This is a genomic window from Ectorhizobium quercum (genome assembly GCF_026552795.1).
GTDB classification, from domain to species: Bacteria; Pseudomonadota; Alphaproteobacteria; order Rhizobiales; family Rhizobiaceae; genus Ectorhizobium; species Ectorhizobium quercum.
Genome location: NZ_JANFPI010000004.1, coordinates 525366 through 548342, shown reverse-complemented (window position 1 = coordinate 548342; position 22977 = coordinate 525366). Strand labels below are relative to the sequence as shown.

General features: G+C 65.2%; 25 protein-coding genes. 15 read left to right on the top strand and 10 right to left on the bottom strand.

Annotated elements, in window-relative coordinates:
* The first annotated feature begins 138 nt into the window (after positions 1–138).
* Together NOF55_RS14890 and NOF55_RS14885 are read left to right on the top strand one after the other, a co-directional pair.
* A complete protein-coding gene (locus tag NOF55_RS14890; protein WP_306412175.1) occupies positions 139–408 on the top strand; it encodes a hypothetical protein in 270 nt (89 codons plus the stop codon).
* Between the two features lie 15 nt (positions 409–423).
* On the top strand, positions 424–1437 hold the full coding sequence (locus tag NOF55_RS14885) for a GntR family transcriptional regulator (RefSeq protein ID WP_306412174.1): 1014 nt from the start codon (positions 424–426) through the stop codon (positions 1435–1437).
* 95 nt (positions 1438–1532) lie between these two features.
* Here the strand turns inward: NOF55_RS14885 and NOF55_RS14880 are convergent, their stop codons facing one another.
* Genes NOF55_RS14880 through NOF55_RS14860 form a run of 5 tightly spaced genes read right to left on the bottom strand, consistent with a single transcriptional unit; the run spans position 1533 to position 5785 of the window.
* The gene (locus NOF55_RS14880) at positions 1533–2501 is read right to left on the bottom strand and encodes a 5-oxoprolinase subunit C family protein (protein ID WP_306412173.1); all 969 of its coding nucleotides are present in this window, start codon (positions 2499–2501) and stop codon (positions 1533–1535) included.
* Positions 2491–3366 carry a 5-oxoprolinase subunit B family protein gene (locus NOF55_RS14875; RefSeq protein ID WP_306412172.1) on the bottom strand — a complete coding sequence of 292 codons (876 nt, stop codon included), beginning with the start codon at positions 3364–3366 and terminating at the stop codon, positions 2491–2493. The genes NOF55_RS14880 and NOF55_RS14875 overlap by 11 nt, the downstream gene beginning before the upstream one ends.
* A complete protein-coding gene (locus tag NOF55_RS14870) occupies positions 3366–4751 on the bottom strand; it encodes an acetyl-CoA carboxylase biotin carboxylase subunit (protein WP_306412171.1) in 1386 nt (461 codons plus the stop codon). Before NOF55_RS14870 ends, NOF55_RS14875 begins: the two co-directional genes overlap by 1 nt.
* Entirely contained in the window at positions 4748–4990 is a 243-nt protein-coding gene (locus NOF55_RS14865; RefSeq protein WP_306412170.1) for an acetyl-CoA carboxylase, read from the bottom strand. Before NOF55_RS14865 ends, NOF55_RS14870 begins: the two co-directional genes overlap by 4 nt.
* Before the next feature lie 15 nt (positions 4991–5005).
* Positions 5006–5785, bottom strand: coding sequence for a 5-oxoprolinase subunit PxpA (locus tag NOF55_RS14860; protein ID WP_370868986.1), 780 nt, complete (start codon positions 5783–5785; stop codon positions 5006–5008).
* A 272-nt stretch (positions 5786–6057) separates the two neighbouring features.
* On the opposite strand from NOF55_RS14860, the gene NOF55_RS14855 reads away from it, so the two are divergent.
* Both NOF55_RS14855 and NOF55_RS14850 read left to right on the top strand, forming a co-directional pair.
* A complete protein-coding gene (locus NOF55_RS14855) occupies positions 6058–6957 on the top strand; it encodes a LysR family transcriptional regulator (RefSeq protein ID WP_306412168.1) in 900 nt (299 codons plus the stop codon).
* A 114-nt stretch (positions 6958–7071) separates the two neighbouring features.
* Entirely contained in the window at positions 7072–7890 is an 819-nt protein-coding gene (locus NOF55_RS14850; protein WP_306412167.1) for an energy transducer TonB, read from the top strand.
* 72 nt (positions 7891–7962) lie between these two features.
* On the opposite strand, the gene NOF55_RS14845 is transcribed toward NOF55_RS14850, so the two are convergent.
* The 3 genes from NOF55_RS14845 to NOF55_RS14835 all read right to left on the bottom strand — a co-directional run bounded on the left by NOF55_RS14845 (position 7963) and on the right by NOF55_RS14835 (position 10407).
* A complete protein-coding gene (locus NOF55_RS14845) occupies positions 7963–8592 on the bottom strand; it encodes a nuclear transport factor 2 family protein (protein WP_306412166.1) in 630 nt (209 codons plus the stop codon).
* Between the two features lie 105 nt (positions 8593–8697).
* Positions 8698–9528, bottom strand: coding sequence for a bifunctional 5,10-methylenetetrahydrofolate dehydrogenase/5,10-methenyltetrahydrofolate cyclohydrolase (locus NOF55_RS14840; protein WP_306412165.1), 831 nt, complete (start codon positions 9526–9528; stop codon positions 8698–8700).
* Positions 9529–9642: 114 nt separating this feature from the next.
* Positions 9643–10407 carry an IclR family transcriptional regulator gene (locus tag NOF55_RS14835; protein WP_306412164.1) on the bottom strand — a complete coding sequence of 255 codons (765 nt, stop codon included), beginning with the start codon at positions 10405–10407 and terminating at the stop codon, positions 9643–9645.
* A gap of 182 nt (positions 10408–10589) precedes the next feature.
* On the opposite strand from NOF55_RS14835, the gene NOF55_RS14830 reads away from it, so the two are divergent.
* The 9 genes from NOF55_RS14830 (at position 10590) to NOF55_RS14790 (ending at position 19419) form a co-directional block, all read left to right on the top strand.
* Entirely contained in the window at positions 10590–11393 is an 804-nt protein-coding gene (locus NOF55_RS14830; RefSeq protein ID WP_306412163.1) for a creatininase family protein, read from the top strand.
* Positions 11390–12706, top strand: coding sequence for an amidohydrolase family protein (locus NOF55_RS14825; protein WP_306412162.1), 1317 nt, complete (start codon positions 11390–11392; stop codon positions 12704–12706). Before NOF55_RS14830 ends, NOF55_RS14825 begins: the two co-directional genes overlap by 4 nt.
* Entirely contained in the window at positions 12703–14097 is a 1395-nt protein-coding gene (locus NOF55_RS14820) for an FAD-binding oxidoreductase (RefSeq protein WP_306412161.1), read from the top strand. Before NOF55_RS14825 ends, NOF55_RS14820 begins: the two co-directional genes overlap by 4 nt.
* 29 nt (positions 14098–14126) lie before the next feature.
* Complete coding sequence (locus NOF55_RS14815; protein ID WP_306412160.1) at positions 14127–14708, top strand: NAD(P)H-dependent oxidoreductase; 582 nt, start codon at positions 14127–14129, stop codon at positions 14706–14708.
* A gap of 20 nt (positions 14709–14728) precedes the next feature.
* On the top strand, positions 14729–15526 hold the full coding sequence (locus tag NOF55_RS14810; protein WP_306412159.1) for an ABC transporter ATP-binding protein: 798 nt from the start codon (positions 14729–14731) through the stop codon (positions 15524–15526).
* Positions 15523–16398 (top strand): ABC transporter permease, encoded by an 876-nt coding sequence (locus NOF55_RS14805; RefSeq protein WP_306412158.1) that lies wholly within the window; start codon positions 15523–15525, stop codon positions 16396–16398. The genes NOF55_RS14810 and NOF55_RS14805 overlap by 4 nt, the downstream gene beginning before the upstream one ends.
* A gap of 33 nt (positions 16399–16431) precedes the next feature.
* Positions 16432–17655 (top strand): hypothetical protein, encoded by a 1224-nt coding sequence (locus NOF55_RS14800; RefSeq protein ID WP_306412157.1) that lies wholly within the window; start codon positions 16432–16434, stop codon positions 17653–17655.
* Positions 17652–18500 carry a bifunctional 5,10-methylenetetrahydrofolate dehydrogenase/5,10-methenyltetrahydrofolate cyclohydrolase gene (locus NOF55_RS14795; protein WP_306412156.1) on the top strand — a complete coding sequence of 283 codons (849 nt, stop codon included), beginning with the start codon at positions 17652–17654 and terminating at the stop codon, positions 18498–18500. Before NOF55_RS14800 ends, NOF55_RS14795 begins: the two co-directional genes overlap by 4 nt.
* A 223-nt stretch (positions 18501–18723) precedes the next feature.
* Positions 18724–19419 carry a GntR family transcriptional regulator gene (locus NOF55_RS14790; protein ID WP_306412155.1) on the top strand — a complete coding sequence of 232 codons (696 nt, stop codon included), beginning with the start codon at positions 18724–18726 and terminating at the stop codon, positions 19417–19419.
* A gap of 230 nt (positions 19420–19649) precedes the next feature.
* On the opposite strand, the gene NOF55_RS14785 is transcribed toward NOF55_RS14790, so the two are convergent.
* Both NOF55_RS14785 and NOF55_RS14780 read right to left on the bottom strand, forming a co-directional pair.
* Positions 19650–20288, bottom strand: coding sequence for a GntR family transcriptional regulator (locus NOF55_RS14785; RefSeq protein ID WP_306412154.1), 639 nt, complete (start codon positions 20286–20288; stop codon positions 19650–19652).
* A complete protein-coding gene (locus NOF55_RS14780) occupies positions 20285–20929 on the bottom strand; it encodes a GntR family transcriptional regulator (protein ID WP_306412153.1) in 645 nt (214 codons plus the stop codon). The genes NOF55_RS14785 and NOF55_RS14780 overlap by 4 nt, the downstream gene beginning before the upstream one ends.
* 448 nt (positions 20930–21377) lie before the next feature.
* On the opposite strand from NOF55_RS14780, the gene NOF55_RS14775 reads away from it, so the two are divergent.
* A complete protein-coding gene (locus NOF55_RS14775; protein ID WP_306412152.1) occupies positions 21378–22358 on the top strand; it encodes a TRAP transporter substrate-binding protein in 981 nt (326 codons plus the stop codon).
* An 85-nt stretch (positions 22359–22443) separates the two neighbouring features.
* Complete coding sequence (locus NOF55_RS14770; RefSeq protein WP_306412151.1) at positions 22444–22977, top strand: TRAP transporter small permease subunit; 534 nt, start codon at positions 22444–22446, stop codon at positions 22975–22977.

Sequence of the window (22977 nt, the reverse complement as noted above, 5' to 3'; positions counted from 1 at the left end):
CCTCGCCGCGCTTCTTGTCCGGCGCGATCGTTGCATGAAGTATGGCACTAATGATTTTTGTATGCAATACGCTTTTTATGAATTTGCGCCCGATTCAACCAAAGCCCTATGGCGGAGATGACGAAAAGGAGAATCCGCATGGATATCAATGCCGACAGCCTCTCCGGTGCCGCCCGACAACGCCGGAAAACAAGGCGAACACGGGCATGTCTGGCGCCTTTCGGCGGCGCAGGGCAGGCCGTGCGGCAAAAGCGTCCCGCTTTGTCCGCTCCGATTTCCGGCGCATTCGATCCTCGCGACATGCGATTAAAAATCACATTTTGTATTCAAAAATCATTTTATATCAATCTGGCGCATCGCGAGGGAAATGCCGTAAACAGATCGCACTGGTCTATCGCTCCATCATGAGGGTTCTCCGGGTTCATGACCGAAAACCGCAAGGGACAAAACGCACAACGCCGGTACGAGATCGCCGAGGATGTGCTACGCACGAACATCGCCGAGGGCATCCTGCCGCCCGGGCTGGTGCTTCTCGAAGGCCCGATCGCCGAAATCCTCCAGACCTCGCGCGCGCCGGTGCAGCGCGCCTTGCAGACGCTGGAGGCGGAAGGGCTGGTCCACCGCTTCAAGGGCCGCGGCTATCTGGTCGGCTCCGGCGAGGAGGCGCTCGAACCCAACCGCACCGACATCAAGACGCTCGGCCTCATCATTCCGCAGCATGCCGACGAGGCGCTCCAGAACCGCGCCTCCTGGGAGCGCATCTACAACACGGTCGAGCGCGACGTCGCCGGCTGCGTCGTCTTCGGCCAGTACCGCATCATCGAGTCGGAGTTGGCCGAGCATTTCAACGTCAGCCGCACGGTGGTGCGCGACGTGCTGGCGCGGCTGCGCGAGCGTGGGCTGGTGCGCAAGAACGCCTCCTCCCACTGGATCGCCGGGCCGCTGACCGCCCAGACCGTCAAGGACCATTTCGTCCTGCGCGGCATTCTCGAGCCGCAGGCGCTCATCGCCTCCGCCTCCCATATCGACCGCGATGCGCTGGTCAGCCTGTTCGGCCGGCTGGGCGCTCTGGAAAGCCGGCATGACACGGATTTCCTCAAGGACCTTGCCGAGATCCAGTCCCGTTTCATCGACACCTGCGTTCTGGCGACGCCGAACGAGAAGCTTCAGGAACTCATCCGCAATAACCTGCTGCCCGTCACGGCCATCGAAAGGCTGCTGGGGCTGCTCGGCCTGCCGGGCGATCCGATCGTCATCACGGAACTGCGGCTGATCGTCGAACTTCTGATGCGCGGCGCGACCGCGGCCGCCGCCGCCATGCTGCAAACCCATCTGGAAGCCTCGGTCAACCGCACCATCGCGCAGATGAAGATCGTGGCGATCATTCCGAGCCCGAGCGCCACGGCGGACTACCTGACCCGGGTGATCGAGGAGTGAGCGGGCGGTAACGACCGCAAAAGCGAAGGCTTCCGCCGTCTCTGCCGCTTTTCCGTTCCGAATGCCTGCCCGCATCGCCTTTCCCCTTTTTGCCGTCAGAACAGCGCCCTGATCCGCTCGACGAGTGCCGCCCGGTCCTTGCGGGCCTGAAGGGCTGTTTCCATGTCCACCTGCACGAACCGCGCCGGCGTGTGCGGCTGCAATTGGCCGATCAGGTCCATGTCGGCGGAAATCACCGTGCCGAGCATGAAATAGCCGCCGCCCGATACCGCGTCGCGGTGGAGCACGATGGGTTCCGAGCCGCCCGGCACCTGGATGGAGCCGTAGGGATAGCAGCTATCGACGATGTTCGAGGGATCGGAGCCCGCGCCGAACGGCTGCTCGCGCGGATTGAACTCGATGGGCCGGCCGCCGCGGAAGCGATAGCCCATGCGGTCGGCCTCGGGCGCCACCTTCCACTCGTCCTCGAAGAAGTTGCGCCCGGCCTGTTCGGTGATCCGGTGCCAGTAGAGACCGGGCAGGACGCGCAGTTCCGCCGGTCTGCCCGGCTGGCGGCGCAGCGCTTCGGGCACGGACCGGCCCTCGGCCACGGGGGCGGCCTCGCCGACCGGCAGTTCGTCGCCGGCGGCGATGGCGCGGCCGTTAAGCCCGCCCAGCGCGCCGATCGGATAGGTCGAGCGGCTGCCGAGTGCCACGGGCACGTCGATGCCGCCGGAAACGGCGATATAGATGCGCGCGCCGCCCTTCAGGAAATCGAAGCTCAGGACCTGCCCGGCCTTGACCTTGAAGGCCGTCCAGCCCGGCTGCTCGACGCCGTCAAGCTTGACGGGCATCTCCGCGCCGGTCACGGCAACGATGGCATCCCCGGTGAATTCGAGCTTCGGCCCCATGAACACCGCTTCCAGCCCGGCGGCGCCGATATCGTTGCCGACCAGCAGGTTGGCGGCCTTCAGCGCCACGCGGTCCATCGCGCCGCCCTCGGGAATGCCGAGATGGAAATAGCCGGGACGGCCGAGATCCTGCACAGTGGTGGCAAGTCCCGGATGAAGAACCTTAATGGCCATCGAGCACACCCTCCAGTCTGGCGTTGTAACCGTCGATATCACTCTGGAATTCCCGAAGATCGAATTTCACCGGGCGGATGGGCGGCGAAAAATCGCCCTTGTCCACCGCCTCGACCGCCCGGGCGTAGCCGTCGCGATCGACCGGCTTGAACTTCACGATGTCGCCGGGACGGAAGAACACCATGAAATCCTTGAGATGGCCGGTCTTCTGCGTCGGGTCGTAGATCGGCATCGGCGTGATGCCGAACATCTGGTAGCCGCCCGCGCCGCGCACCGAATAGATGCAGCCGAAGCAGCCGCCGTGGCCGACGGTGAGCCGGGGCGTATCCGTGCGCGGGCGCAGGTATTTCGGCACCTCGATCTGCCGCTGGCGCTCGACCATCTGGTACATGAAGGGCAGGCCCGAGACGAAGCCGACCATCGAGACGAACCACGGCGAACCGGAATGCGCCTTGATGAAGCTGGCGACGGAAGAATAGCCGTTGATCTGCGCCGCATATTCCAGATCGGTGCTACCCGGGTCCTGATGGCGCTCGCGAAAGCGCATCAGCGTCTCATGGGTCCACGGGTCGTCGTAGAACACCGGGATTTCGACGATGCGGGTGGAGATCACCGGCTCGCCGCCCGCGGCAACCTCGGCGACGGCCTTCACTTCCTTCAGAAGATCGTCGGGATGGATGACGTCGGGGTCGAACCTGACCTGGAAGGAGGCATTGGCCGGGCAGATCTCGGTCACGCCCTTGATCTTCGCCTCACGGATGCCGTTCGTCACCGAAAGCGAGGTGAAGAAAGCCTCCAGCGACATCTCCTCGCTGCATTCGACGAACAGGTGCTCATCGCCTCCGAACGAATAGCGCATGACCATCAGGCAATCTCCTTGAGTGTCGCGGGCGGCGTGGAAAGCCCCGTTTCCAGCCATTGTTCCAGAAACCGGGTATGGACCGCGCCGCCGGCGACGGCGGCGTCGCGCGCCAGCGCCGCATGCAGCGGTATGGTCGTGGCGAGACCCTCGATGACGAGGCCGTCGAGCGCTTGCCCCAGCCGGGCGAGGCAGGCCTCGCGCGTTTCGGCATGGACGATCAGCTTGCCGAGCAGGGAATCGTAGAAGGGCGGAACGGTGTAGCCCTCGTAGAGCATCGTATCGAAACGGATGCCCTCGCCCTCGGGAACGATGAGCCGGGTCACGGTGCCGGGGGCCGGCATGAAGCCCTTCGCCGGGTCCTCGGCGTTGATGCGGCATTCGATGGCGTGGCCGCGAACCTTCACGTCCTCCTGCCGGACGGAGAGCTTCGCACCGCCGGCGATGCGGATCATCTCCTGCACGAGATCGATGCCGGTGATCATCTCCGTTACCGGATGCTCCACCTGGATGCGGGTGTTGACCTCGATGAAATAGAACCGGCCCTCGATATCGTCGTAGAGATATTCGACCGTGCCGGCGCCGCGATAGCCGACCTCGCGGGCCAGCGCCACGGCGCTGTCGCAGAGCGCCTTGCGCACCGCCTCGCTCAGGGCTTGCGACGGCGCTTCCTCCCACACCTTCTGGCGGCGGCGCTGGAGCGAGCATTCGCGTTCGAAGCAATGGATGGCGTCCTTACCGTCGCCGAGGATCTGCACCTCGACATGGCGGGCACGCGCGATGACCTTTTCCAGATAAAGGCCGCCGTCGCCGAAGGCGGCCAGCGCTTCCGCCGATGCCTGCGGGAAATGGCGCTCGAAATCCTCCATCGTCTCCGCGATGCGGATACCGCGCCCGCCGCCGCCGGCCGCCGCCTTGATCATCACCGGAAAGCCGATGCTCTCGACCAGCGCGCGGGCCGCATCGAGGCTTTCGACCCGGCCGTCGCTGCCCGGAACGGTCGGCACGCCGGCGCGCTGGGCCACCTTGCGCGCCTCCACCTTGTCGCCGAGCAGGCGGATTGCCTCTGCACTCGGGCCGATGAAGACCAGCCCGGCCTTTTCGACCGCTTCCGCAAAGGCGGCGTTTTCGGACAGGAAACCGTAGCCGGGATGAACGGCGTCGACACCGGCCTCCAGCGCCGCCTTCAATACGGCGTCGATGTTGAGGTAGGACTTCATCGCCGAGGGCGGGCCGATCTCGACGGCCGCATCGGCCAACTTCACCGCCAGCATGTCGCGGTCGGCGGCGGAATGGGCCTGCACCGTGCGGATGCCGAGCGCCCTGGCCGCCTGGACGATGCGGACGGCGATCTCCCCCCGGTTGGCGACGAGCAGCGAGCGGATGGTCATGCCTCGACCTCTGCGATCACCTGCCCCGCCATGATCGGCTCGGCATCCTCGACGAGGAAGACGATATTGCCGCCCTCGACACCCGCCGGAACCTCGTGGAAGGTCTTCATCACCTCGATGAGACCGACCGGATCGGCGGCGGCGACCGCATCGCCATCCGCCTTGAAGGGCGCGGCCTCCGGCGACGGTTTGCGGTAGAACGTCCCGGGAAGGGGTGATCTGATCTCCAGCTTGCTCATGTCATTCTCCGCTTTTCAAGCCTTGACGATTTCGGAAACGGGCGCGATGCGGATGCCTTCCGCCTTCAGCGCCTCGCGCATGTGGCGGACGATATCGAACGCCCCCAGCGTGTCGGAATGGAAGCAGATCGATTCGAACGGCACCGCGACCTCCCGGCCGCTGACCGTCGTGACCGTGCCTTGCGTGCAGGCCCTGACCACCTTGCGGGCGATCACGGCCGGGTCGGGCCGCCCGACATCGCGGGTGAAGACGATCGAGCCGTTGTCGGCATAGTCCCGGTCGGCGTAGAACTCGCGGATCATCGGCTGGCCCGCCTCCCTCGCCGCGCGTTCGGTGGCCGAACCCGCCATGCAGAACACGAAGACACTGGGGGCCGCGACCCGCATATAGGCAATGAACTGGCGGGCGAATTCCGGATCAATCGCCATTTCCATGTAGAGCGCGCCGTGCGGCTTGACGTGCTGGAGCGTCGCGCCGTGGCGGCGGGCGAATTCGCGCAGGGCGCCGACCTGATAGGCGATGTCGTTGACGAGTTCCAGCGGCGTCGCATCGATGCGCCGCCGGCCGAAGCCCTGAAGGTCGTTATAGCCCGGATGCGCCCCGACGCCGACCCCGTGCTCCACGGCAAGGCGGACCGTGCGGTCCATCAGGTTGGGATCGCCGGCATGGAAGCCGGCGGCGATGTTGGCGGAACTGATGAGGCCCATCAGGCTGGCATCGTCGGTGTCGCCGATCCGCCAGCACCCAAAGGCCTCGCCCATGTCGCAATTGATGTCCACGGCGTCGAGATGCACAGGTTTTTCCATGTTGTGACTATATTTTATGCAACCATTCAAATTGCACGTCCTTTTGTCAAAAAAACGCTAGTCACAAAAAACGAATTTGAAAAATTCTATTTTTTCATATTTATTATCTGAAAAACAGAACGCACGTTTGAAAGCGTGAACGGGGAACGATCGGGGAATTTCAACGATATAGGTGCATTTTTCCGCCGTTTGGCCGGAGAACGGCCGCTGTTGGCCCTCCTTGATCGAGAAAACAGAAACACGATATCTGAAAAAGAGATATGTCGCTCAGCCTGAAGCAGATCCGTTATTTCATCGCCACCGCGGAGGCTGGTCAGGTGTCGCAGGCCGCCGTCAACCTGTCGATCTCGCAATCGGCGGTGACGACGGCGATCCGCGATCTGGAGGCGACGGTGGGCGCGCCGCTGTTCGAGCGGACGCCGCACGGCATGGAAATGACGGTGACGGGCCGGCAGTTTCTGCTGCACGCCTACGAGATCATGGCCAAGGTGGCCGAGGCGCAGCAATTGAGCCAGGTGACGGCGGAGGTCAGGGGCCGCCTGACGGTCGCCGCGACCTATACCGTGATCGGCTACTTCCTGCCTTACCACATGACGCGGCTCAACCGGCAGTTTCCGGGACTGGACATCCAGCTTTTCGAACTCAACCGCGAGTCCATCGAGGAAGGACTGCTGACGAACCGCTACGATATCGCCGTCCTGCTCACCTCCAACGTGCTCAATCCCGGCCTCGACGCGGAAAAGCTGCTCAGCTCGCAGCGGCGGCTGTGGCTGCCCGCCCGCCACCGGCTTCTGTCGTCCGGAGCCATCGGGCTGCGCGAGGTTTCGGAGGAGCCCTATATCATGCTGACGGTCGACGAAGCCTCGCACACCTCGCTGAAATACTGGAGCCAGACGCCTTACCAGCCCCGGACGATCCTGCGCACCTCGTCCGTCGAGGCGGTGCGCTCGATGGTCGGGAACGGCCAGGGCGTCGCCATCCTTTCCGACATGGTCCATCGGCCGTGGTCGCTGGAAGGGCGGCGCGTCGAAACGGTCACGCTCAGCGATCCCGTTCCGTCGATGGACGTCGGCCTTGCCTGGCGAAAGAATCTGGAACCTTCGCCGGCCGTCACCGCCTTCCGCTCCTATTTCCGCCGCGCCTTCCACATCCCGGAATAGGCCATTCCCGGGGTCAACCGTCAAAAGTTGACTCCAATCATCATGTTAAATAATGTCCGCGCCGGTCGGGAGATCGGCTCCCTTAAGGACATCATGGCACCGGCGGCGGGAAAGATGGGCGATCGTCGCGCTGGACATGGCGGCACAGCGTTGCCGCGCCTTTCCGCCGTCGCCGCATCCCTTGCCCTGCACGGTATCGGCTGGGCCGCCGCGGTGCTGGCGACGACGGCACCTCCCGTGGCCGAACCGCAGCCGATGGCGATCATGGTCGAGTTCGTGCCCGAACCGGCGATTCGGGACGAGATCCGTCAGGAGGTGCAAGCGGGAGAGCCGGACGCGCCGGCCAAAACCGATGCCGCGCCGGACGAATCCGAGGCGAAGGAGCCGGAAGAGATCCAGCCCGAAGAGGCCGTCGTTGCCGAGGAAATGATGCCGGCACCCGACAGTATTCCCGTTCCGCTGCGCCGTCCGAAACCGGAAGAGCGCAAGACCGCGGAACTCAAGCCCGACAAGCGCGAGCCGGCGGAGGCGCGCGGGCTGGCGGACGATCCGCCGCCGGATGCCGAGACCGGCGAGACGCTGAAAGCCCCCGGCGCGGCGGAACTGGCGATGGCGGCCCAGACCGTGCGCGGCTCGCAGCGCACCGCGCAGGCCGAGGAGCGCTGGCAGGCCCGGCTGCTCTCCCATCTGGAACGGCGCAAGCGCTATCCGTCACGGGCGCTTTCCCGACGGCAGGAAGGCGTCGTCCATGTCCGTTTCGTGGTCGAGCCCGATGGCGCGGTGACGTTTCCGGAACTGGCGCAATCCTCCGGCGTCGCGGAACTCGACGAGGAAGTGCTGAGCCTCGTTCGGCGCGCAGCACCCCTCCCCAGACCGCCGCCGGGCGTCAACCGTTTCGTCACCGTTCCCGTCAGCTTCGATATCAAGCGCTGAAGGGCCGGACGCAGGGGTCGTTAGAGCATTTCCGGACGCAAAACCGCTTCGCACTTTTGCTGGAAATGCTTTTTACGGGCAGGTATTGGTCGGCGCGGCCTTGACGAGCGGGAAGCAGGCCGCCCATTTCTCGGTGCGGGCGGGCCAGGGCGTCAGCGTCTTCGGGCTTTCTTCCAGCTGGAGCACGCCCAGCGCCTGAAGGTCCTTCACGCGGCCGTCGAGATATTCCTTGACGACGCTCAGCTTGCCGTCCCGGACATGGGCGATCCAGACGTCGTTGACCACCTGCCGGTTGCCGCGCTGGAAGGTGCGGAACTGAAGCTCGGCGGCGATGCGGCCGCTTTCCGTGTCGATGAAGAAGGCATCTTCCGGCAGGTAGATGCTGGTGTCCTTGGCGCTCTTGCAGAAGGCCTCCAGATCGGCCAGCATCTTGTCGCGGCCGCTGATCGCGCTGGTCGGATAGGAAAATTCGACGTCCTCCGTGACGGCGTTGCGCATCAGGTCGGCATTGCAGGAGGCCCAGGACGAGGCGAGGTCGAAGATCAGGTTTTCCATCGCCGCGCGGGCCGGATCGCCGGACGGCGTTCCGGCATAGGTCACGCCCGGGCGGATCTCGGTGGCGGCGGCAGGCAGGGCGAGCCCGGCAAGCAGCGCAGCGGCGGCAACGGCCTTCACGGCCAGCGAGCGAAGACGGTTCGGCATAGTGTTCCCCTTGTTTTGTCGATAATCGAACATTTGTTCGTATGATGCAATCAAACTCGATTTCTTGCGGTTGCGCAATATCGCGGCCGCGAAAATCCGGTCACGTCACAGCGCCCTTCCGGCAGCGGCTTCGGCGATGTTGGCCAGCAGGCAGGCGGTCGTGACCGGGCCGACGCCATCCGGCACATGCGTGACGGTGACGGACCGTCCTTCGAGGCTCGCCACGTCCACGTCGCCCACCAGACCGTGCGGGCCGCGGTTGATCGAGACGTCGAGAACGGTCGCGCCATCGCGCAGATGACCGGCGCCGATCAGGCCGGGAACGCCGGCGGCGGTGATGACGATATCGGCTTCGCGGGTATGGGCGGCGAGATCGCGCGTCGCGGCATGGGTGATCGTCACCGTCGCCTCGGCGTCGAGCAGCAGGCTGGCCAGCGGGCGCCCGACGATACGCGAGGCGCCGACCAGCACGATCTCTTTGCCTTTCAGCGGCCCGGCCAGTTCCTCCGCGATCAGCCGGCAGGCCTTCGCCGTCGCAGGGGGGCGGGCCGGAGCGCCGAGCGCCAGCGCGCCGGCATTTTCCGGGTGCAGCCCGTCGACGTCCTTGCCGGCGCCGAGCGCCAGCGCCGCCTCCAGCGCGCCGACACCGGCCGGCAGCGGATAGAGCGTCACCACCGCATCGACCTCTTCGTCGCCGGCCAGTTCCGCCAGACGGCGCATGACGGCTTCAGGGTTGGCCGGATAGGGTTCCGGCGCCAGCACGATTCCGGCTTCCCCGGCAAAGGCCTGCTGCCGGCGGGCATAGGCGGCCATGCCGGCATTGGCGGCATCGAGAAGCGCCACGCAGCGCGGCGGCCGGGCCAGCGCCGCGACGCGCCGGCGGGTCTCCGCATTCAGGCGCGCGGCGAGTTCGAAGCCGGTGAAGAAACTGGGCATGCCGGGGGTCTCCTAGAGCATTTCCAGCAAAAGCGGGAACCGGTTTTGCGTCCGGAAATGCGTACAAACAAACAATGAGAGAATTTTCGCGATTCGGAGAAAAGCGGAAATACTCTAGAACGTGGAAGCGACATGGGTGGCGCAGACCTTGAGGCGGGCGGCGATGTCCGCCAGTTCCGTCTCGCTGTAGCGCCCATGCTCGAAGATGATCGAGACGGCCCCGATCACCGCGTTCAGCGCCGGATCGAAGACCGGCACGGCCAGCGACCCGACGCCGCTGACATATTCGCTGTCGGTCAGGGCGAAGCCCCGGCTTCTGACCTCCTGCAACGCGGCCTCGAACCGGGCCCGGTCGGTCTCGGTGCGGTCGGTATGGGCCGCGAACTCGGCCCCGGCGAGGATGTCGCCCCGCCGTCCGGCATCGAGAAAGGCGAGGATGGCCCGGCCGGCCGCGGTCGGCGGCAGGGGAACGCGCGTGCCGATCGTCACGCGGTTGAGGGTGAAGCGCGCGGGGATGAAGGCATGCGCCACATAGACGGCATCCGTCTCGTCCAGCATGGCGAAGGAGACGGCCTCCCCCACCTCCTGGGCGGCGTTGCGCAGGATGGGCTGGATGATCTGCGGAATGCCGCGCCCCTCGATGAAGCCCTGGCTGAGGCGCAGCACATGCGGGGTCAGTTCGTAGCGGCCCCGGTCGCAGCTCACATAGCCGAGCTGCTCCAGCGTGCGCACCAGCCGCCGGGCGACGGCGCGGTTGAGTTTCACCTTTTCCGCGATCTCCGATATGGTGATCGAGCGGTCCCTGGCATCGAAGGCGAGCAGAACGGCCAGCCCCTTCGCGAAGGTCAGCGAGATTTCCCTGTCGTTCTCGTCCAGCATGCGGCAATCCTCGGTTCGTAAGGGCCGGCATAGCCGATTTGCGCGCTCGATAATAGAGCAAATGTTCACTATTCGACTTCCGTCACCGCCACCGCGGCGCGGCGCAGCATTTTCCCGCTTGACGTCGCGATGCTTTGCGTTACGATTTAGCGAACATTTGATCGATAAACGAACAAACCGCCATGCCTCTCCATTTCTGGCCATCGCTGAAGACAACCGATTTTGGCGCCATAGACCCGGACCGCGCGGTCGCCCTGCTGCCTGTCGGCGCGACGGAACAGCACGGGCCGCACCTGCCGCTCGGCACCGACAGCATCCTCGCCGAAGCAATGGCGCGGGAGGCCGGGGCACGGGCGGAGACTGCCGAAGTCTACCTGCTGCCGGCCATCGCCTACGCCAAGTCGGACGAGCACCTTGCCTTCGCCGGCACGGTGACACTCGATGCGGAAACGCTGCTGGCGACCGTCATGCAGATCGGGCGCAGCGTCGCGCGGGCCGGCATCCGCAAGCTCGTCCTTCTCAATGCCCACGGCGGCAACGTGCCGGTGCTCCAGATCGCGGCCCGCAGCCTGCGCATCGAAACGCGACTTCTCACCGTCACCGCCGGCTGGATGGCGATGGGCTTCCCGCCCGGCCTCGTCTCGCCGCAGGAACAGCGCGACGGCATTCACGGCGGACTGGTCGAGACGGCCGCCATGCTGCATCTGCGGCCCGATCTGGTGGATATGGCGCAGGCGCGCGATTTCGTGCCGGCCTCCGCCGCCGTGGCCGCCGGCAACGAGGTGTTGCGCATGGTCGGCCCGGTCGGCTTCGGCTGGGTGTCGGAAGACCTGCATCCGGCCGGGGTGGCGGGCAATGCCGCCGCCGCAACCGCCGAAGCCGGCAGGGCCATCGTCGAGCATGCCGCCGCCCGCTACGGACGGCTTCTCGACGAGGTCGCCGCCCTGACGCCGCCGTTCGACACCGCCCCGGACGCCGGCGCATGACCGGCCTCGACCTTCCCGGGAACGGCCCGGTCATCCTGCGCAACCTGCGGGTTCCGGTCTCGCTCACCGAAGGTTTTCCCCTTCGCGACCACGATGCAGCCAGCGGTCTCGCCACCGCCGATATCGGCATCCGCGACGGCCGTTTCGTGCCCGCCGCATCGCTCGGCCCCTGCCCCGGGCTCGACGCTGGAGGGCGGCTGATGCTGCCGGGCTTCGTCGACATGCACGTCCATCTCGACAAGGCGTTCACCGCCCACCGGACCGGCTTTTCCGACAACGGTCTTAGCCGCGCCGTCGAGCTTTCCCTCGCCGACGCCCCGAACCGGACGGTAGACGACCTGATCGCGCGCATGGACGCCGCCCTCCGCCGGGCGGACGCCAACGGCACCGTGGCCATGCGCACGCATCTCGACACGTTCGACACGCCGGCCCGCAGTGCGGCATGGACCGCCTTCACCGAGATCGAGGCGGCATGGAAGGACCGGATCGCGCTCCAGGCGGTCGCCCTCATGGCGCTGTTCCGTGTCGAGCAGGAGGATTTCGACGACCGCTGCGCCGACATTGCCCGGCGCGGCGGCATTCTCGGCGCCTTCATCGGCCCCGGCGCGGCGACGCCCGAGCGGCTGGACAGGCTCGTTCTGGCGGCAGCCCGCCACGGCCTCGATCTCGACCTGCATGTCGACGAGACGCTGGATGCGGCCGCCGACGGGCTGGCGCTGCTGACAGATGCCGTCCTGCGGCACCGGTTCGGCGGCCGGGTCGTCGCCGGCCATTGCTGCGCGCTGGCGCAGAAGCCGGAGGGCGAACGCGACCGCCTGATCGGCCGCATGGCCGAGGCCGGCATCCATGTGGTGTCGCTGCCGCTGACCAACGGTTTCCTTCAGGATCGTGCGCCCGGCCGCACGCCGCTGCGGCGCGGCATGGCGCCGGTGCATGAGCTGGCGGCGGCGGGCGTCGGCATCGCCTTCGCCTCCGACAATGTGCGCGACGCCTTCTATCCCTACGGCGATTTCGACATGCTGGCCGTCGTGCGGCAGGCGCATTTCCTCGCGCAACTGGAAGCCGAGCCGGCCCGCTGGGCGCCGGCCGCCCATCGCGACGCCGCGCGCGCCATGCGGCTGGACGACGCCGGCACGCTGGCCGCCGGCCATGCCGCCGATGCGGTGATCTTCGAGGCATACGACTGGGCCGACCTCCTCGGCGGGTCCGCGACTGGCCGCACCATCCTGCGCCGGGGACGGACGCAGCTGCCGCTTCACGACGACAGCCGGGCCGAAACCCCTGCCACGAACCTGAAATGGAAAAGCGCATGACGAGCGACCTCGAAGCCTGCCGGGCAGCGCTCGCCCGGTTCGATCTGGACGACAATGCCCGGACCGTGCAGCAGAAAAGCCGCGATTTCTACTGGTACAGCCCGATCCTGAAGGAACAGCTCAAGGATGTCTGCGGCGATTTCGTCGTCGCGCCCCGAAGCGAGGCGGAGGTGATCGAGATCCTGTCGATCTGCCACGCCCATGACGTTCCCGTCACAGTGCGCGGCGCCGGCACCGGCAATTACGGGCAGGCCATGCCGCTTCACGGCGGCGCCGTGCTGCACATGAAGCACATGGACCGCATCCTGAGCATCGGAGACGACCATCTCGTCGCCGAGGCGGGCGCCGTGATGAGCCATCTCGAAAAGGCCGCCCGCGAACGGGGGCTGGAACTGCGCCTCTTCCCCTCCACCACCGCGACGGCGACGCTCGGCGGCTTCATCGCCGGCGGCTCCAGCGGCGTCGGCGCCATCCGCTGGGGCGGCCTGCGCAACCCGGCCAACATCCGCCGCGTGCGGCTGGTGACGATGGAAGCCGAGCCGCGCATCGTCGAGCTGACCGGCGAGGACATTTCCAAGGCCGCGCATGCCTACGGCGTCAACGGCGTGATCACCGAAATCGAAATTCCGGTCGATCCCGCCGGAGACTGGGTGGAGGTGCTGGTCGGCGCGGCGGATTTCTCCGCCGCCACCCGGCTGACCTTCGCAATCGGCGAGAACGACGCCATCGGCAAGCGCATGCTGTCCACCTTCGAAAGCGCCATTCCCGACCGCTATTTCAACCGGCACGCCCCTTTCCTCGGCAAGGGCGAGGCACTCGTCGCCGCCATCGTGCTGCGCGACAGCCTCGCCGCGCTGGAGGAGACCGTGGCCGGCACGCCGGGCGCCGCCGTCCGCTTCCGTTCCGACCGCGACGGCGAAGGCCATCGCCTGCCGCCGGTCTACGAAATCTGCTGGAACCACACGACGCTGCGGGCGCTGAAGATCGACCCGTCCATGACCTATCTCCAGATGATGCTGCCGCAGGACGATCTCTACGGCGCCATCGCCCGTCTCGGGGAAGCCTTCGGCGACGAGCTGCTGCTGCATTTCGAATTCACCCGCTTTGTCGACGGCAAGGTCGCGGCGGTGGCGCTCCCCTTGGTGCGCTACACCTCGGCCGGACGGCTGGAGGAGCTGATCGGGCTGCTCGAAACGCGCTTCGGCGTCACCGTCTTCAATCCGCACCGCGTCACGCTCGAGGAGGGCGGCATGAAGCGCACCGACCCGGCCCAGCTCGACTTCAAGCGGCAGACCGATCCCAAGGGCCTGCTCAATCCGGGCAAGATGATCGCCTGGACCCATCCCGACTGGGTGCCGGAGCCGGGCCGCGTCTTTCTCTTCAACCGCTGATCCGGAATCCGTTCCATGAAAGTGCCCCGATGAAAGTCCATGTCATCTTCGCCCACCCGCTCAGGGACAGTCTCGCCGCCCGCCTTCACGAGGTCGTGGTCGAAAGCCTGAAGGCGGCCGGCCACGAGGTCGACGACCTCGATCTCTACGCGGACGGGTTCGATCCGGTGCTGTCGGCCGAGGATAGGCACGAATACCACGACATTTCCATCAACCGCCGCCGTGTCGCCGGCTATGTGGAGCGGCTGGAAAGCTGCGACGCGCTGGTGCTCTGTCACCCGGTGTGGAATTTCGGCTGGCCCGCCATCCTCAAGGGCTATTTCGACCGGGTCTTCCTGCCGGACGTGTCCTTCAAGCTGCGCGACGGCCAGCTTTCGCCGGGCTTGACCAATATCCGCAAGCTCGCCACCGTGACCACCTACGGCTCCAAGCGCTGGCGGGCGTGGGTTCTGGGCGACGCACCGCGGCGCAACGCCACGCGCTTCCTGCGCGTCGTCTGCAATCCGCGGGTCAAGGTGCAGTATCACGCGCTCTACGATATGAACAACGTGACGCCCGCCGAGGCCGAGGCCTATGTCGAGAAGGTGCGTGCGGCGATGCTCAGGTTCTGAACCGGCGAAGGAAGAAAGCGATGACGTCACCCTCTCCCGAGCCGCAGGCCGCAGCGCTCTCCCGGCCCGCCTGTCTGCCCGGCGGCCACGCGATCGTCTTCGACCGCGTGTCGATGACCTTCCCGGACGGCACCGAGGCCCTCGGCGATGTCGATCTCGCCATTCGCCCCGGCGAATTCGTCTCCATCGTCGGGCCTTCCGGCTGCGGCAAGTCCACGCTGCTCAAGATCGCCAGCGGCCTTTCCCCCCACACCGCCGGCAAGGTCTGGGTCGACCGGCAGCAGCTCGGCTACACCTTCCAGGACGCGACGCTGCTTCCCTGGCGCAAGGTGCGGGAAAACGTCGAGCTTCTGATGGAGCTGCGCGGCTTTTCCGCCAGCGAGCGCGCAAGGATCGCCGCCGAGAAGATCGCGCTCGTCGGCCTTTCCGGCTTCGAGGACCATTATCCGCGCCGCCTGTCCGGCGGCATGCGCATGCGCGCCTCGCTGGCGCGTTCGCTCGCCCTCAACCCGACCGTCTTCATGTTCGACGAACCGTTCGGCGCGCTGGACGAAATCACCCGCGAGCGGCTGAACGACGAGCTGATCGCGCTCTACGTCCGTGAGGGCTTCACCGGCATCTTCGTCACCCATTCGATCGCCGAGGCCGTCTACATGTCGAGCAAGGTGGTGGTGATGTCGCGACGGCCGGGGCGCATTCTCGACGTGTTCGACATTCCGTTTGCCTATCCGCGGCAACCGGAACTGCGCTACGAGGCCGAATTTTCCAGACTGAGCGGCGCGGTCTCGCGCGCCCTGCGCCACGCAATCGAGGGATGACGATGAACCGCTGCGGAAAATCCCTTCCCAAAGCCAATGTCGAGCGTTTCGACGCGGTGCCCCTGCCGGTGGCTCCGCCCGTGTGGAAGCGGCTCGCCGCCAGCCTCATGCCGCCGGTGCTGCTCGGCCTGCTGATCGTCGCCGTCTATGCGCTTTTGCGCGACAGCCTGCCGCCGCACCGCCAGTTCCTCATGCCGAGCGCCGAGGGGTTATGGACGCAGGCGTTCGGCATCGCCGCCTTCCGCCAGGAGCTTGCGGAACGGGCGCTGTTCACCATCGGCATCGCCCTTTCCGGGCTTGCCGTCTCCATTCCTGCCGGCATCCTGATCGGCATCGTCATGTTCCGCTTCCTCGTGCTGGAAAAGGCGGTCTTTCCCTATCTGGTGGCGCTGCAATCGATCCCGGTCATGGCGATCATCCCGCTGATCCAGAGCGCGCTCGGCTTCGGCTTCCTGCCCAAGGTGCTGATCGTCGCGCTCTTCACCTTCTTCGCCATTCCGACGACGTTGCTGCTCGGCCTGAAAAGCGTCGACCGCAACATTCTCGACCTCTTCCGGCTCCAGAACGCAAGCTGGGGCGTGATGCTGCGCAAGGCCGGGCTGCCCTCCGCCGCGCCGACCCTTTTCGCGGGCTTGAGGATTTCCGGCAGCCTCGCGGTCATCGCGGCCATCGTCTCCGAACTATTCTTCCTGTCGGGGCCGGGCGGGCTCGGGCAATTGCTGATGAACGCCAAGATCGACTTCAATTACGAACAGATGTATGCCGCGCTCATCGTCGCCTCGGCGCTTTCCATCGCGGTCTACCTGATCTTCAACTGGCTGGGAAATCGGCTGTTTTCCCACTGGCACGAATCCAGCGAGCGGCAGCGCTGAAAGACCGCCGTCACGAAAAAAAGGGGAACGACCATGAAAACTGTCCTGGAGCATTTCCAGCAAAAGTGTGAAGCGGTTTTGCGTCCGGAAATGCGCAAAAGCGCTCGAAAGGCGACGACCGCGCTCGCCATCATCGCCTGCGCCTGCATGCCGGCCCACGCCGCCGACCCCGGCGCCTTTGCCAAGAGCCGCTACACGACACCCCTGACGGATGTCTGCCCGAGCCCGTTCATCATCCAGAAGGACTGGCTGGCGCAGGCCGAGCAGGGGCCGCTCTACCAGCTCATCGGCGGCGGCGGTGAGATGTCGCCCGGGCAGTATACGGGGCCGCTGGGCTCGACCGGCATCGAGCTGACCATCCTCGAAGGCGGCGGCGGCCTCGGTCTCGGCGACGGCGAGACCGCCTATTCGGCGCTCTACATGGGCAATTCCCGGGCCGGCGTCACCCCGCATCTCGGCTATCAGGAACTCGACAACGCCTTCATCTTCTCCAGGCGCTTCCCGGTCGTCGGCGTCTTCACGCCGCTCGACATCGCCCCGACCGTGCTGTTCTGGGACAGGGCCACCTATCCGCAGGGCTTCAAGACGATCGACGATCTCAAGGCCTTCGCCGCCGCCGGCACGGGCAAGATCTACGTTTCCAGCATCAAGCGCACCTTCGGCCTCTATCTGGTCGAGGAGGGCGTGCCGGCCGACGCGTTCGTCGAAGGCTATCGCGGCGACGGCGAGAACTTCGTCACCAACAACGGCACCTGGCTCAACCAGGGCTTCCTGACCAGCGAGGTCTACAAGTTCGCGCACGACAACAACTGGGGCAAGCCGGTCGATTACCTGACGATCAACGATCTCGGCTACCGCAACTATACCGGCATGCTGTCGGTCGCCACCGCCCGTCTCGACGAACTCGCCCCGTGCCTCGAAAAGCTCGTGCCGCTGCTCCAGCAGGCGACCGTCGACTATGCGGCAAACCCCGCCGAGGCGAACGGGGTGATCACCGATTTCAACGCCGGCAAAAACGGCGCGAGCTGGTGGAAGACCGCGCCCGACCTCATGGAGCACGCCGCCCGGATCATGGTGGAAAGCGGCATCATCGGCAACGGCCCCAACACCACCATCGGCGATTTCGACATGGAGCGCGTCGCGGAGATGCTGGCGATCGTCAAGCCGCGTTTCGACGAGCGGGCCGATCCGGACGTCACGCCGGACGCGGTCGTCACCAACCGCTTCATCGACCCCTCGATCGGCCTGCCGCGATGAGCGCGATCTCTCTGGACGGCGAGCGGCTTGCGGCCCGCTGGCGGGCGGGCATCGCCGCCGATGCCGCGGCGCTGAAGGCGCGTGGCATCGCGCCGAAGATGGCGACCGTGCTGGTCGGGGACGATCCGGCGAGCGCGGCCTATATCGGACGCAAGCATGCCGATTGCCTCGAAACCGGCATCGAGGCGCTCGACATCCGCCTGCCGGCGGATGCGACGCGAGCGGAGCTTCTGGAACAGGTCGACCGGCTGAACCGCGATCCCTCCGTTCACGGCCTGATGGTGCAACTGCCGCTGCCCGCCCCTCTCGACGAGGACGAGGCGCTCGCCGCGGTCGCGCCGCACAAGGACATAGACGGCCTGCACCCCGCCAATCTCGGGCGTCTGCTTGCCGGCAGGCCGGGCCTCCTGCCCTGCACGCCCGCCGCGATCCTCGGCCTGCTCAGCGATTACGACGTGCCGCTTGCCGGGCGGCGCGTCGCCATCCTCGGGCGTGGTCCGCTGGTCGGGCGCCCGCTCGCCATGCTTCTGTCCCTGAAGGATACGGACGCGACCGTGACCCTGCTGCACAGCCGCTCCCCCGACATTGCCGGCGAGCTGCGCCGGGCGGACGTGGTGGTGGCGGCCATCGGCGTCGCGGGCTACGTGACCGCCGGCATGGTGAAACCGGGTGCGGCCGTCGTCGGCGTCGGCATCAGCTATACGGCGGACGGGCGCATGGTTTCGGACGTCGCGGAAGAGGTGACAGAAGTCGCCGGTCTGGTGACGCCGCCCCACGGCTCCGTCGGCGCCCTGACCCGGGCCGCACTCCTTCGCAACCTGATATCGGCCGCCCGCCCGGCCTGAGCCGGGCGCGACCGAGGCGCTTTCCAGCCGGCCCGCGCGCGACGCAGGCTGCTCTTCTCTCCAGCAAGCTCGAAAAAGATGCCCGCGCCCCTCCGGGCAACGATGGCCGGCGGCCGCGCATCGGCGGACAAGGCCATTGGATTCCTATGTAAAATCCGCAACGGCGGTTGCCGTTCCCTGCTGCAAAATGTATTTGTATTTAAATCTGCATTCAGGAGAGCACATGGAACGGCCCGTCATCGATTCCGAAAGCAACGTGGATCGCGTCTACAGTGAATTGAAATCAATGGCCGTGCGTTTCGAACTCAAGCCCGGCCAGCGGCTGAACGAGGGCGATCTGGCCAAGCGTCTCGGCGTTTCGCGCACGCCGCTGCGCGAGGCGCTGAACCGGCTGAACATCGAGGGTTTCCTGCGTTTTTCGCCGGGAAAGGGCTTCTTCTGCCGCGAACTCGACCCGCACGAGATCTTCGATCTCTATGAATTGCGCAAGGCGCTCGAAATCTCCGCCGTCCGCCTGTCGGTGGAGCGGGCCCGCGATGCCGACATCGATGCCCTTCTGGACTTTCTCGACGCCACCGGCCCCGACCCGGGCGACCGCGATTCCGTCGAACTGGTGGAACTCGACGAGCATTTCCACGAGGGTCTGATGGCGATGTCCGGCAATGCCGAGATGATGCGCGTTCTGAAGAACATCAACGACCGCATCCGCTTCGTGCGCTGGATCGACATGGACAGGGCCAACCGCGCCAAGACGCAGGCCGACCACCGCGCCGTTCTGGAAAATCTCAAGCGCCGCGACGTGGACGCCTGCATCGAATACCTCGACCGCCATATCAGCCGCCGGCTGGACCAGATCACTTCCGCGATCAAGGAGGGCTACGCCCAGATCTACATGCCGACGCAGCTGAGGCGCGCCTGACGGCTTCCCCGAACGCGAAAGCCCCGCGCGCAATCCGCAACGCGCTGAGGGTTCGATTTCATGCGCCGCCTGATCGCAAACGATCCCATGAGACCAGACAGAAGGCGCCAATCGAGCAGGTCCTGACCCTAGAGCATTTCATTTTTTCACGGAAACGATGAAATGCTCCAAACCTTTGTTTTTGCGCATTTCCGGACGCAAAACCGCTACGCACTTTTGCTGGAAATGCCCTAGGGATGGGCCAACCAGGCCAGAAAGCGGGTGCGCGCGCTGTCGAAGTGCCGTTCCATCGCGGCGGCGGCGCCGGCCACGTCGCCCGCCTCGATTGCATCGATGACAGCAAGATGCTCCAGAGCCTGCTCCTCGAAACGGTCATGGGTACGTGTTATCGTGCAAAGGCGCGCCATGCTGCGCATGTCTTTCAACAACGAAGGAAGAAGGTGCAGGCCTGAGGCCTCCGCAACGGCAAGGTGGAAATCCTCGTCGTCGAGCCAGAACTGATCGAAGACGGCGTGGCGCCCTCCGGCATATGCGCGCATGACGTCGCGCGACCTGCGAAGGGCCGGCGTCAGGGGGAAAGCAGCGGCCTTGCCTGCGGCCGCGGCTTCAAGCAACCGGCGGATCTGGACAATTTCCAGCAGTTGCTCGACCGTAATCCGGTGAACCATCAAAGTGCCATTCGCCAGACGGGCGAGCATACCTTCGTTTTCCAGCCGGGAGATCGCCGACCGTAACGGCGTCCGGGATATGCCGGACTCCTCGGCCAGCACACGTTCGCTCAACAGGTCGCCCGCAGAGAATGTACCGTCCAGAATGTGCTGCCTGATGGTTTTGTAGGCCTGCTGCGAGAGGGTTTCCCTGTCGGTCATCGTTCGTCCTCAAGCGAGGCATCCAGCTTGGCAAGAATGGCATCGCGCGCATGGTCGATATGTTCGCCCATCAGGCGTGCCGCCGTTTCACCGTCGCCGGAACGGAATGCGGCAATCATCTCCAGGTGCTCCTGGCTCCCTTTCAGGAAGCGTTGGGGGACCTGGATGTAATCGAACATGCATGTGCGTCGACGAAGGTCGTCGATCAGGCGAACCAGGGTGACATTGCCGGTCGTTGCAGCGATCGACTGGTGGAACTCGTCATCCGTGTCACGCTGCTCGTCGCCATCTCCCGGCCCCTTCTCCTGAAGCTTTCTGATCCGGCCTTCCAGCCTGTCCAGCTTGGCAGTTGCCATCGCCCCGGCCGCGCGGTGGGCGCAATATGTCTCCAGAATACGCCGTAGGAAGAAGATCTCTTCGACCTCCGCCCTTGTCAGCTGGCGAACGCGCAGAAAGCGGCCTTCCTGGGCGGCGAGCCCTTCCGCCTCGATACGCTTGATCGCCTCGCGAACCGGAGTGCGGGACATATCGAGCGTTTCGCCCAGTTTCGCCTCTTGCAGAGCATCGCCTGGTGCAAGCACGCCACCGAGGATCATCTCTATGATCTTGCTGTAGGCCTGCTTGGCAAGGGGTTGATTCATAAATGATCCCTATCGTTCGCACGTGTCATACCGTTCAACGCATCGACAGGAAAGTCCCGTCGCAACCACCTGTCCAACCGGACCGGAACCCGACGGTCCGCCTCGCGCTCACACCTCAAACTTATGAGTTATAGAATGATAAGCTCTTTTTTCCGGTATACAGCCCGTATTCCCGTTTGAACAGTTCCGGAGACGGGGAATTTTCAGGCGCACCCTCCATAAGAAGCTGTAAAACAAAAGCAATATGGCACCGACTATCGAGGATGGCGGCCAGGGAGAGCCTGCAAGGATATATTTCTTGGTCAAATCTTAGTCACATTCTTGCATCGCATAAAATACGGTCATATGGTTCTCCCCGCTCGGAACACGAATTGTGTACCGAAATAAAAAGCCGTCGCCGGCATGTGCGCATATGCGATCCGGCAGACCAAAAGAGGGGTTCCCGATCATGAGAAAAGCACTGTTCGCCGGGCTGGCTGTCATGCTTGCCGGCTTTGCCACGTCCGCAGCCGCCGAAACGGCCTGGGATATGTCGGTCGTTTGGCCGGAAGGCAATTTCCACACCAAGAACGCCATGAAATTCGCCGAAACGGTGAAGGAAGTGACGGATGGCGAGGTGGTGATCACCGTCCATTCCGGCGGCTCGCTCGGCATCAAGGGGCCGGAAGGCATGGGCGCCGTGCGCGACGGCATCGTGCCGATCGCCGACATCCTGATGAGCCAGCAGGTCGGCGAGGCTCCCGTGCTGGGCGTCGAGACGCTTCCCTACCTGGCCCCGACCATGCCGGATCTCGCCCTCCTGCACAAATTCTTCCGCCCGAAGATCGAGGAGGTCGCCGCCTCGATGAACCAGAAGCTGCTCTACATGGTGCCGTGGCCCGGCCAGGCGGTCTATTCGCCGAACCAGATCGAGAAGATCGAGGACATCGCCGGGCTGAAAATCCGCGTCGTCGATGCAAACGGCCACGATTTCTTCGCGGCACTCGGCGCTCTTCCGATCCAGATGCCGTGGGGCGAGGTCGTTCCGTCGCTGGCGGCGGGCACCATCAACGGTGTGACGACGTCGTCCTCTTCGGGCGTGGACGGCGCGTTCTGGGAGTTCATGAAGCACATGAACACCTTCAACTGGCAGGCGTCCTCCAACATCGTCACGGTCAACCTCGATGCCTGGAACGCGCTTTCCCCGGAGCACCAGGCAGCCATCGAGCAGGCGTCCGCCCGGCTGGAAGGCGAATTCTGGCTCGTCAGCCGCGCGGAGGACGAAAGCAAGCTCGCCCTCCTGAAGGAGAAGGGCGTTACTGTCACCGCGCCTTCGCCCGAACTCAAGGAAGCGCTGGTCGAGCGCGCCAAGCCTTTGTGGGACGATTTCCTGAAACGCGTGCCGGATGCCGCACCATACATCGAAGCCTATCTGAAGGCACTCGACTGACCTTCCCGAATACAGGAACTCAAGGCCGCCGATCGGGTACGATCGGCGGTTCGAGGCCTGTTTCCGCGCGCTTCGGAGAACAATCATGAACAGTCCAACCGACCCGGCATTTTCAGGGATCATCACCGTCATCGACAGACTGACGGGTTTCGGCAACATTCTGGCCGCCCTGTCGCTCTTCCTCATTTTTCTCATCATCGCCTGCGAAATCTTCCTGAGAAACCTCGTCGGATATTCGCTCAGCTTTTCCTGGGACGTCGCAGCCTATCTCATGGCCGCGAGCTTTCTGCTCGCCGGCGCCAGCGCGCTCAAGTCCGGCTCGCATGTCCGCGTGACCGCCGTCGGCGACATGCTGTCGCCGCAGGGCGCGCGCTGGCTCGACATGGCCGCCTGCCTGCTCGGGCTTGTGACCTGCATAGCGCTCACGATAGCGCTCACGGACATGGCCATCCTCTCCTGGCAGCGCGGCTCGACCTCGTCTTCCGTCGTCCGCATCCCGCTGGTCTGGCCGCAGGCGGTCCTGTCGGCGGGCGCGATCATTCTCAATCTACAGATGTTCGCGCAGTTCCTGCGGCTTCTCCGCGGCGAAATGCTCTCAACGGGTCCGGGGCTGGAATAG

Excerpts from the sequence above, each read along its gene's own strand:
- NOF55_RS14890 (WP_306412175.1), top strand. The coding sequence starts at position 139 with ATGGATATCAATGCCGACAGCCTCTCCGGTGCCGCCCGACAACGCCGG.
- NOF55_RS14885 (WP_306412174.1), top strand. The coding sequence starts at position 424 with ATGACCGAAAACCGCAAGGGACAAAACGCACAACGCCGGTACGAGATC.
- NOF55_RS14880 (WP_306412173.1), bottom strand. The coding sequence starts at position 2,501 with ATGGCCATTAAGGTTCTTCATCCGGGACTTGCCACCACTGTGCAGGAT.
- NOF55_RS14875 (WP_306412172.1), bottom strand. The coding sequence starts at position 3,366 with ATGGTCATGCGCTATTCGTTCGGAGGCGATGAGCACCTGTTCGTCGAA.
- NOF55_RS14870 (WP_306412171.1), bottom strand. The coding sequence starts at position 4,751 with ATGACCATCCGCTCGCTGCTCGTCGCCAACCGGGGGGAGATCGCCGTC.
- NOF55_RS14865 (WP_306412170.1), bottom strand. The coding sequence starts at position 4,990 with ATGAGCAAGCTGGAGATCAGATCACCCCTTCCCGGGACGTTCTACCGC.
- NOF55_RS14855 (WP_306412168.1), top strand. The coding sequence starts at position 6,058 with ATGTCGCTCAGCCTGAAGCAGATCCGTTATTTCATCGCCACCGCGGAG.
- NOF55_RS14850 (WP_306412167.1), top strand. The coding sequence starts at position 7,072 with ATGGGCGATCGTCGCGCTGGACATGGCGGCACAGCGTTGCCGCGCCTT.
- NOF55_RS14845 (WP_306412166.1), bottom strand. The coding sequence starts at position 8,592 with ATGCCGAACCGTCTTCGCTCGCTGGCCGTGAAGGCCGTTGCCGCCGCT.
- NOF55_RS14840 (WP_306412165.1), bottom strand. The coding sequence starts at position 9,528 with ATGCCCAGTTTCTTCACCGGCTTCGAACTCGCCGCGCGCCTGAATGCG.
- NOF55_RS14835 (WP_306412164.1), bottom strand. The coding sequence starts at position 10,407 with ATGCTGGACGAGAACGACAGGGAAATCTCGCTGACCTTCGCGAAGGGG.
- NOF55_RS14830 (WP_306412163.1), top strand. The coding sequence starts at position 10,590 with ATGCCTCTCCATTTCTGGCCATCGCTGAAGACAACCGATTTTGGCGCC.
- NOF55_RS14825 (WP_306412162.1), top strand. The coding sequence starts at position 11,390 with ATGACCGGCCTCGACCTTCCCGGGAACGGCCCGGTCATCCTGCGCAAC.
- NOF55_RS14820 (WP_306412161.1), top strand. The coding sequence starts at position 12,703 with ATGACGAGCGACCTCGAAGCCTGCCGGGCAGCGCTCGCCCGGTTCGAT.
- NOF55_RS14815 (WP_306412160.1), top strand. The coding sequence starts at position 14,127 with ATGAAAGTCCATGTCATCTTCGCCCACCCGCTCAGGGACAGTCTCGCC.
- NOF55_RS14810 (WP_306412159.1), top strand. The coding sequence starts at position 14,729 with ATGACGTCACCCTCTCCCGAGCCGCAGGCCGCAGCGCTCTCCCGGCCC.
- NOF55_RS14805 (WP_306412158.1), top strand. The coding sequence starts at position 15,523 with ATGACGATGAACCGCTGCGGAAAATCCCTTCCCAAAGCCAATGTCGAG.
- NOF55_RS14800 (WP_306412157.1), top strand. The coding sequence starts at position 16,432 with ATGAAAACTGTCCTGGAGCATTTCCAGCAAAAGTGTGAAGCGGTTTTG.
- NOF55_RS14795 (WP_306412156.1), top strand. The coding sequence starts at position 17,652 with ATGAGCGCGATCTCTCTGGACGGCGAGCGGCTTGCGGCCCGCTGGCGG.
- NOF55_RS14790 (WP_306412155.1), top strand. The coding sequence starts at position 18,724 with ATGGAACGGCCCGTCATCGATTCCGAAAGCAACGTGGATCGCGTCTAC.
- NOF55_RS14785 (WP_306412154.1), bottom strand. The coding sequence starts at position 20,288 with ATGACCGACAGGGAAACCCTCTCGCAGCAGGCCTACAAAACCATCAGG.
- NOF55_RS14780 (WP_306412153.1), bottom strand. The coding sequence starts at position 20,929 with ATGAATCAACCCCTTGCCAAGCAGGCCTACAGCAAGATCATAGAGATG.
- NOF55_RS14775 (WP_306412152.1), top strand. The coding sequence starts at position 21,378 with ATGAGAAAAGCACTGTTCGCCGGGCTGGCTGTCATGCTTGCCGGCTTT.
- NOF55_RS14770 (WP_306412151.1), top strand. The coding sequence starts at position 22,444 with ATGAACAGTCCAACCGACCCGGCATTTTCAGGGATCATCACCGTCATC.